This window comes from Aeromonas sp. QDB63, assembly GCF_027707425.1.
Classification (GTDB): Bacteria; Pseudomonadota; Gammaproteobacteria; order Enterobacterales; family Aeromonadaceae; genus Aeromonas; species Aeromonas caviae.
On sequence record NZ_JAPCIS010000043.1, the window covers coordinates 22,994 to 29,396 of the forward strand.

5 protein-coding genes and 1 pseudogene are annotated in these 6,403 nt (G+C 59.4%); 5 read left to right on the top strand and 1 reads right to left on the bottom strand.

The window, feature by feature from the left end; translation table 11 throughout:
* The first annotated feature begins 3 nt into the window (after positions 1–3).
* From atpA to glmU, 5 genes are all read left to right on the top strand, one after another.
* On the top strand, positions 4–1,545 hold the full coding sequence (atpA, locus tag PG879_RS18890) for a F0F1 ATP synthase subunit alpha (RefSeq protein WP_010672262.1): 1,542 nt from the start codon (positions 4–6) through the stop codon (positions 1,543–1,545).
* 42 nt (positions 1,546–1,587) lie between these two features.
* Positions 1,588–2,454, top strand: coding sequence for a F0F1 ATP synthase subunit gamma (gene atpG / locus PG879_RS18895; RefSeq protein WP_010672261.1), 867 nt, complete (start codon positions 1,588–1,590; stop codon positions 2,452–2,454).
* A 33-nt stretch (positions 2,455–2,487) separates the two neighbouring features.
* Positions 2,488–3,876: a F0F1 ATP synthase subunit beta gene (atpD, locus tag PG879_RS18900; protein ID WP_010672260.1), complete on the top strand. Its 1,389-nt coding sequence runs from the start codon at positions 2,488–2,490 to the stop codon at positions 3,874–3,876.
* A gap of 18 nt (positions 3,877–3,894) precedes the next feature.
* Positions 3,895–4,323: a F0F1 ATP synthase subunit epsilon gene (locus tag PG879_RS18905; RefSeq protein WP_010672259.1), complete on the top strand. Its 429-nt coding sequence runs from the start codon at positions 3,895–3,897 to the stop codon at positions 4,321–4,323.
* A 93-nt stretch (positions 4,324–4,416) separates the two neighbouring features.
* On the top strand, positions 4,417–5,778 hold the full coding sequence (gene glmU / locus PG879_RS18910) for a bifunctional UDP-N-acetylglucosamine diphosphorylase/glucosamine-1-phosphate N-acetyltransferase GlmU (protein WP_041212063.1): 1,362 nt from the start codon (positions 4,417–4,419) through the stop codon (positions 5,776–5,778).
* 51 nt (positions 5,779–5,829) lie between these two features.
* Here the strand turns inward: glmU and PG879_RS18915 are convergent.
* A pseudogene (locus PG879_RS18915) lies at positions 5,830–6,324 on the bottom strand (inner membrane CreD family protein); the annotation flags it as partial.
* Positions 6,325–6,403 lie beyond the last annotated feature (79 nt).

The following is a 6,403-nucleotide window of genomic DNA, read 5'->3' on the forward strand; positions in this document are numbered from 1 at the left end:
AGCATGCAACTGAATTCCACTGAAATCGCCGAGCTGATCAAGCAGCGCATTGCGCAGTTTGATGTCAAAAGCGAAGCGCGTAACGAAGGTACCATCGTTTCTGTAAGCGACGGTATCATTCGTATCCACGGTCTGGCCGATGCCATGCAGGGTGAGATGATCGAGCTGCCGGGCAACCGCTTCGCTCTGGCATTGAACCTGGAGCGTGACTCCGTTGGTGCCGTAGTAATGGGTCCCTATGCCGATCTGGCCGAAGGGATGAAGGTAAAGGGTACCGGCCGCATTCTGGAAGTGCCGGTCGGTCGTGGTCTGTTGGGCCGGGTGGTCAACACCCTGGGTCAGCCGATCGACGGTAAGGGTCCGGTAGACAACGACGGCTTCTCGCCGATCGAAGTGATCGCCCCGGGCGTTATCGAGCGTAAGTCTGTTGACCAGCCAGTCCAGACCGGTCTGAAAGCCATCGATGCCATGATCCCTATCGGTCGTGGCCAGCGTGAGCTGATCATCGGTGACCGCCAGGTTGGTAAGACCGCCATCGCCATCGACACCATCATCAACCAGAAAGATTCCGGCATTAAGTGCGTCTACGTTGCGATCGGCCAGAAGGCCTCCACCATCGCCAACGTGGTGCGCAAGCTGGAAGAGCACGGCGCCCTGGCCAACACCATCGTGGTCGTGGCTTCTGCCTCCGAAGCGGCTGCTCTGCAGTACCTGGCTCCCTACGCCGGTTGCTCCATGGGCGAGTACTTCCGTGACCGCGGCGAAGACGCACTGATCATCTATGATGACCTGTCCAAGCAGGCCGTTGCCTATCGCCAGATCTCCCTGCTGCTGCGCCGTCCGCCTGGACGTGAAGCTTACCCGGGTGACGTCTTCTATCTGCACTCCCGTCTGCTGGAGCGTGCTGCTCGCGTCAACGCCGAGTACGTAGAGAAGTTCACCAATGGTGCCGTGAAAGGCCAGACCGGTTCCCTGACCGCCCTGCCGATCATCGAAACCCAGGCCGGTGACGTATCTGCATTCGTACCGACCAACGTGATCTCCATCACCGACGGCCAGATCTTCCTGACCTCCCAGCTGTTCAACTCCGGTATTCGTCCGGCGGTTGACCCGGGTATCTCCGTATCCCGTGTGGGCGGTGCTGCTCAGACCAAGATCGTCAAGAAGCTGTCCGGTGGTATCCGTACCGCGCTGGCCCAGTACCGTGAACTGGCGGCATTTGCCCAGTTCTCTTCCGACCTGGACGATGCTACTCGCAAGCAGTTGGATCACGGTCAGAAAGTCACCGAGCTGATGAAGCAGAAGCAGTACTCTCCGATGAGCGTGGCCCAGCAATCCCTGGTGCTGTTCGCCGCCGAGAAGGGTTATCTCGCCGATGTCGAACTGAGCAAGATCGTCGACTTCGAAGCCGCTCTGCTCTCTTACGCCAATACCCAGCATGCCGAGCTGATGGCTGAAATCAATGCCAAGGCCGACTACAACGACGCGATCGTTGGCAAGCTGACTGCGTTGCTGGATGACTTCAAGGCAACCCAGACCTGGTAAGCGTGTGTGGCAGCGCAAGCTGCCACCTGATGGAGAGAAGAGATGGCCGGCGCAAAAGAGATACGTAACAAGATCGGGAGTGTGAAGAACACTCAGAAGATCACCAGCGCTATGGAAATGGTGGCAGCGAGCAAGATGCGCCGTGCGCAGGAACGCATGTCTGCCAGCCGTCCGTACGCTGAAACCATGCGCAAGGTGATCGGCCATATCGCTCAGGGGAACTTGGAATACAAGCACCCCTACCTCATCGAACGTGAGGTGAAGCGAGTGGGTTACATCGTCGTCTCCACCGACCGTGGCCTGTGTGGTGGTCTGAACATCAACCTGTTCAAGGCTGCCCTCAATGATATGAAGCAATGGAGCGCGAAAGGTGCCAAGGTTGACCTGGCATTGATCGGTAACAAGGCCTCCAACTTCTTTGAACGGCACGGCGCCAAGGTGAAAGCCCACGTCTCCGGACTGGGTGACAACCCGAGCGTCAATGACCTGATCGGTTCAGTGAAGGTCATGCTGAAGGCTTACGACAACGGTGAGATTGACAGGCTGTATCTGGTGTACAACAAGTTCGTCAACACCATGGTTCAGCAACCAAAAGTCGATCAACTGCTGCCTTTGCCCGTAACAGAAGACAGCAAGCTCGCCAAGAAGCACCACTGGGACTACCTCTATGAGCCGGATCCCAAGCAACTGCTGGATACCCTGCTGATTCGCTACGTCGAATCCCAGGTCTACCAGGGTGTGGTAGAAAACTTGGCAAGTGAACAGGCAGCCCGAATGGTTGCCATGCAAGCCGCGACTGACAACGCCGGCAACCTGATTAACGATCTGCAACTGGTATACAACAAGGCCCGTCAGGCCAGTATTACCCAGGAGCTCACAGAGATCGTTTCCGGTGCTGCTGCGGTGTAAGGCAAGGGTTATCAAAGGTTTAGAGGATTTGACATGAGTAACGGTTTCATCGTCCAAATCATCGGCGCTGTGGTGGACATCGAGTTCCCGCAGAATGCCGTGCCCCAGGTGTACGATGCACTGAAGGTTGTCAGCGAAGGCCAAGGCCAGGGTCTGGTACTGGAAGTTCAGCAACAGATCGGCGGCGGCGTCGTGCGTTGCATCACCATGGGTTCCTCCGACGGTCTGCGTCGTGGGTTGGAAGTAGTTAACAGCGGCAAGGCCATCCAGGTACCGGTCGGTACCTCGACCCTGGGCCGTATCATGAACGTACTGGGCGACCCCATCGACGAGAAGGGTCCGATCGGCGAAGAAGAGCGTTGGTCCATCCACCGCGAAGCCCCCAGCTACGAAGATCAGTCCAACAGCACCGAGCTGCTGGAGACCGGCATCAAGGTTATCGACCTGGTATGTCCGTTCGCCAAGGGTGGTAAGGTTGGTCTGTTCGGCGGCGCCGGCGTAGGCAAGACCGTCAACATGATGGAGCTGATCCGTAACATCGCGATCGAGCACAGCGGTTACTCCGTGTTCGCCGGTGTAGGTGAGCGTACCCGTGAGGGTAACGACTTCTACCACGAGATGATGGAGTCCAACGTACTGGACAAAGTATCTCTGGTTTACGGTCAGATGAACGAGCCGCCCGGAAACCGTCTGCGCGTGGCGCTGACCGGCCTGACCATGGCCGAGAAGTTCCGTGACGAAGGTCGTGACGTGCTGTTCTTCGTGGACAACATCTACCGTTACACCCTGGCCGGTACCGAAGTATCCGCACTGCTGGGCCGTATGCCCTCCGCAGTAGGTTACCAGCCGACCCTGGCCGAGGAGATGGGTGTTCTGCAAGAGCGCATCACCTCCACCAAGACTGGTTCCATCACCTCCGTACAGGCCGTTTACGTGCCTGCGGATGACTTGACCGACCCGTCTCCGGCGACCACCTTCGCCCACCTGGATGCGACCGTCGTACTGTCCCGTCAGATCGCGGCACTGGGTATCTACCCGGCCGTTGACCCGCTGGACTCCACCTCCCGTCAGCTGGATCCGCTGGTGGTTGGCAAGGAGCACTACGAGACCGCTCGTGGCGTTCAGACCGTACTGCAGCGCTACAAGGAGCTGAAGGACATCATCGCCATCCTGGGTATGGATGAACTGTCAGAAGAAGACAAACTGACCGTAGCCCGTGCCCGTAAGATCGAGCGTTTCCTGTCCCAGCCGTTCTTCGTGGCCGAAGTATTTACCGGTTCTCCGGGCAAATACGTGCCGCTGAAGGAAACCATCCGTGGCTTCCAGGGCATCCTGAAGGGCGAGTATGACGATCTGCCGGAGCAGGCGTTCTACATGGTTGGCGGCATCGACGAAGTCGTCGAGAAGTCCAAGAAACTGTAAGCCTCGATAGGAGGGCCCATGGCTGAGATGATCTCCTTTCACCTGGATGTGGTGAGCGCCGAAGGAAAACTGTTTTCCGGTCGCGTGCAATCTGCCCAGGTATCAGGCTCCGAAGGTGAGCTGGGTCTCCGCCACGGTCATGCTCCGTTGCTGACTGCCATCAAGCCGGGCCTGGTCCGCTTGATCAAGCAAAATGGTAGCGAAGAGGTGCTGTACATCTCCGGCGGCATGCTGGAAGTACAACCCGAAGCCGTGACCGTGCTGGCCGATACCGCCATTCGCGCCGACGATCTGGATGAGGCGAAAGCCCAGGAAGCCAAGCGTCGTGCCGAAGAGCGGATCAACAGCTCCCATGGTGATATCGACTATGCTCAGGCGTCTGCCGAGCTGGCCAAAGCGATGGCCCAGCTGCGGGTTATCGATATCGTCAAAAAGAATTACCGCTAATCACGGTGATGCAAAAAGCGACCTTCGGGTCGCTTTTTTTTTGCCCGTTGGATAGACTCCGCCCAGCATTTCCACCTGTTTCAAAGGCTAGCTATGTCTCTCAACGTCGTGATCCTGGCTGCGGGCAAAGGCACCCGCATGCGTTCCTCCCTGCCCAAGGTGCTGCACCCCGTTGCCAGCAAGCCCATGGTCTCCCATGTGATCGAGACCGCCCGCCAGATCGGTGCCGAACAGCTGCACCTGGTCTATGGCCACGGCGCCGAACTGCTGAAGGAGCGGATCCAGGCATCCGACCTGAACTGGGTGCTGCAGGCTCAGCAACTGGGGACCGGCCATGCCGTCGCCCAGGCCATTCCGTTCTGGCATGACGAAGACGACGTGCTGGTGCTCTACGGCGATACCCCGCTGATCCAGCCCGAGACCCTGCAACGGTTGCTGGCGGCCAAGACCGACGATGGCATGGCGCTGCTGACCGTGGTACTGGACAACCCGACCGGCTATGGCCGCATCGTGCGAGAACATGGTCAGGTGGTCGGCATTGTCGAGCAGAAGGATGCCAACGTCGAGCAACTTGCCATCCGCGAAGTGAACACCGGCGTGCTGGTGGCCAACGGTGGTCAGCTGCGCAGCTGGCTCTCCCGCCTGGACAACAAGAATGCTCAAGGCGAGTTTTATCTGACCGACGTCATCGCCATGGCCCATGGGGATGGCTGTGCCATCGCCGCCGTCCACCCTGACAGCGCCATGGAAGTGGAAGGGGCCAACAACCGGGTGCAGCTGGCTGCGCTTGAGCGCAGCTACCAGCAGATGCAGGCCGAGAAGCTGATGATCGCCGGCGCCACCCTGATCGATCCGGCCCGTTTCGATCTGCGCGGCACCCTGGAAATCGGGGAGGAGGTGGTGATCGACGTCAACGTCATCATCGAAGGCAAGGTGGTGCTGGGTAATCACGTGCGCATCGGTGCCGGCAGCGTGCTGAAGGATTGCGTCATCGGCGACCACACCGAGGTGAAACCCTACTCCGTCATCGAAGGTGCGCAAATTGCCGACCAGTGCTCGGTCGGGCCCTTTACCCGCCTGCGCCCGGGTGCCGTGCTGGAGCAGGATGCCCATGTCGGCAACTTCGTCGAGATGAAGAAGGCCCGGCTGGGGGTGGGCTCGAAGTGCGGTCATCTGACCTATCTGGGGGATGCGGACGTCGGCGCCAAGGTGAACATCGGTGCCGGCACCATCACCTGCAATTACGACGGGGTGAACAAGTTCCAGACCATCATCGAGGACGATGTCTTCGTCGGCTCCGATACCCAGCTGGTGGCGCCGGTGCGGATCGGCAAGGGGGCGACCCTGGGGGCGGGTTCCACCATCACCAAGGATGTGGCGGAAAACGAGCTGGTGATCACCCGGGTGCCCCAGCGCCACATTCCGAACTGGCCCCGTCCGGTCAAGAAGAAGTGATGCCCGATCAATGAAATGCAAACCGGCGCCCGAGGGCGCCGGTTTTTTTGCTTATGGCTGATGGCTGGTGTCACTGGTCGATGGCTGGGGGGCCGCCCATGCGGTGGCGGAGGGACTGTTCTCCATCACCTGATACCAGTCGAGCTTGCGAGTCAGCCCCATGACCAGCGCCAGGGTGGCGAACAGCAGCAGGGCGCCGAGCAACAGGGCTGTCTCCTCGGCCTGCAGCAGCCCGAACAGGATGGCGTAGACCAGCCCCAGCAGGGCGGCGAATCCCATGCCCTGTTTTGGGCCGCCCAGCACATGGCTCAGGTAGAAGCCGTTGAGGGCCACACTGGCCAGGGCGGCAATGAGATAGGCCCAGGCAAAGCCGAGATGCTCGGTCAGCGCCAGCAGCACCAGATAGAAGATGGCCAGCCCCATGCCCACCAGCGCGTACTGGATGGGGTGTACCCGCAGCCCCTTGAGCAGCTCGAACATGAAGAAGCTGATGAAGGTGAGGCCGATGAACAGCAGGGCATATTTGGCGGCCCGCTCGTTCAGCTGATTGGATTTGACCCCATAGGTCCAGACACTTTTTCCCGCTTAGGGTTGTGATACCCGACTGCGCAGAAATTCCCGTGGT

Bases quoted from the DNA above. Each gene is read 5' to 3' on its own strand.
- atpA (WP_010672262.1), top strand. From the start codon at position 4: ATGCAACTGAATTCCACTGAAATCGCCGAGCTGATCAAGCAGCGCATT.
- atpG (WP_010672261.1), top strand. From the start codon at position 1,588: ATGGCCGGCGCAAAAGAGATACGTAACAAGATCGGGAGTGTGAAGAAC.
- atpD (WP_010672260.1), top strand. From the start codon at position 2,488: ATGAGTAACGGTTTCATCGTCCAAATCATCGGCGCTGTGGTGGACATC.
- PG879_RS18905 (WP_010672259.1), top strand. From the start codon at position 3,895: ATGGCTGAGATGATCTCCTTTCACCTGGATGTGGTGAGCGCCGAAGGA.
- glmU (WP_041212063.1), top strand. From the start codon at position 4,417: ATGTCTCTCAACGTCGTGATCCTGGCTGCGGGCAAAGGCACCCGCATG.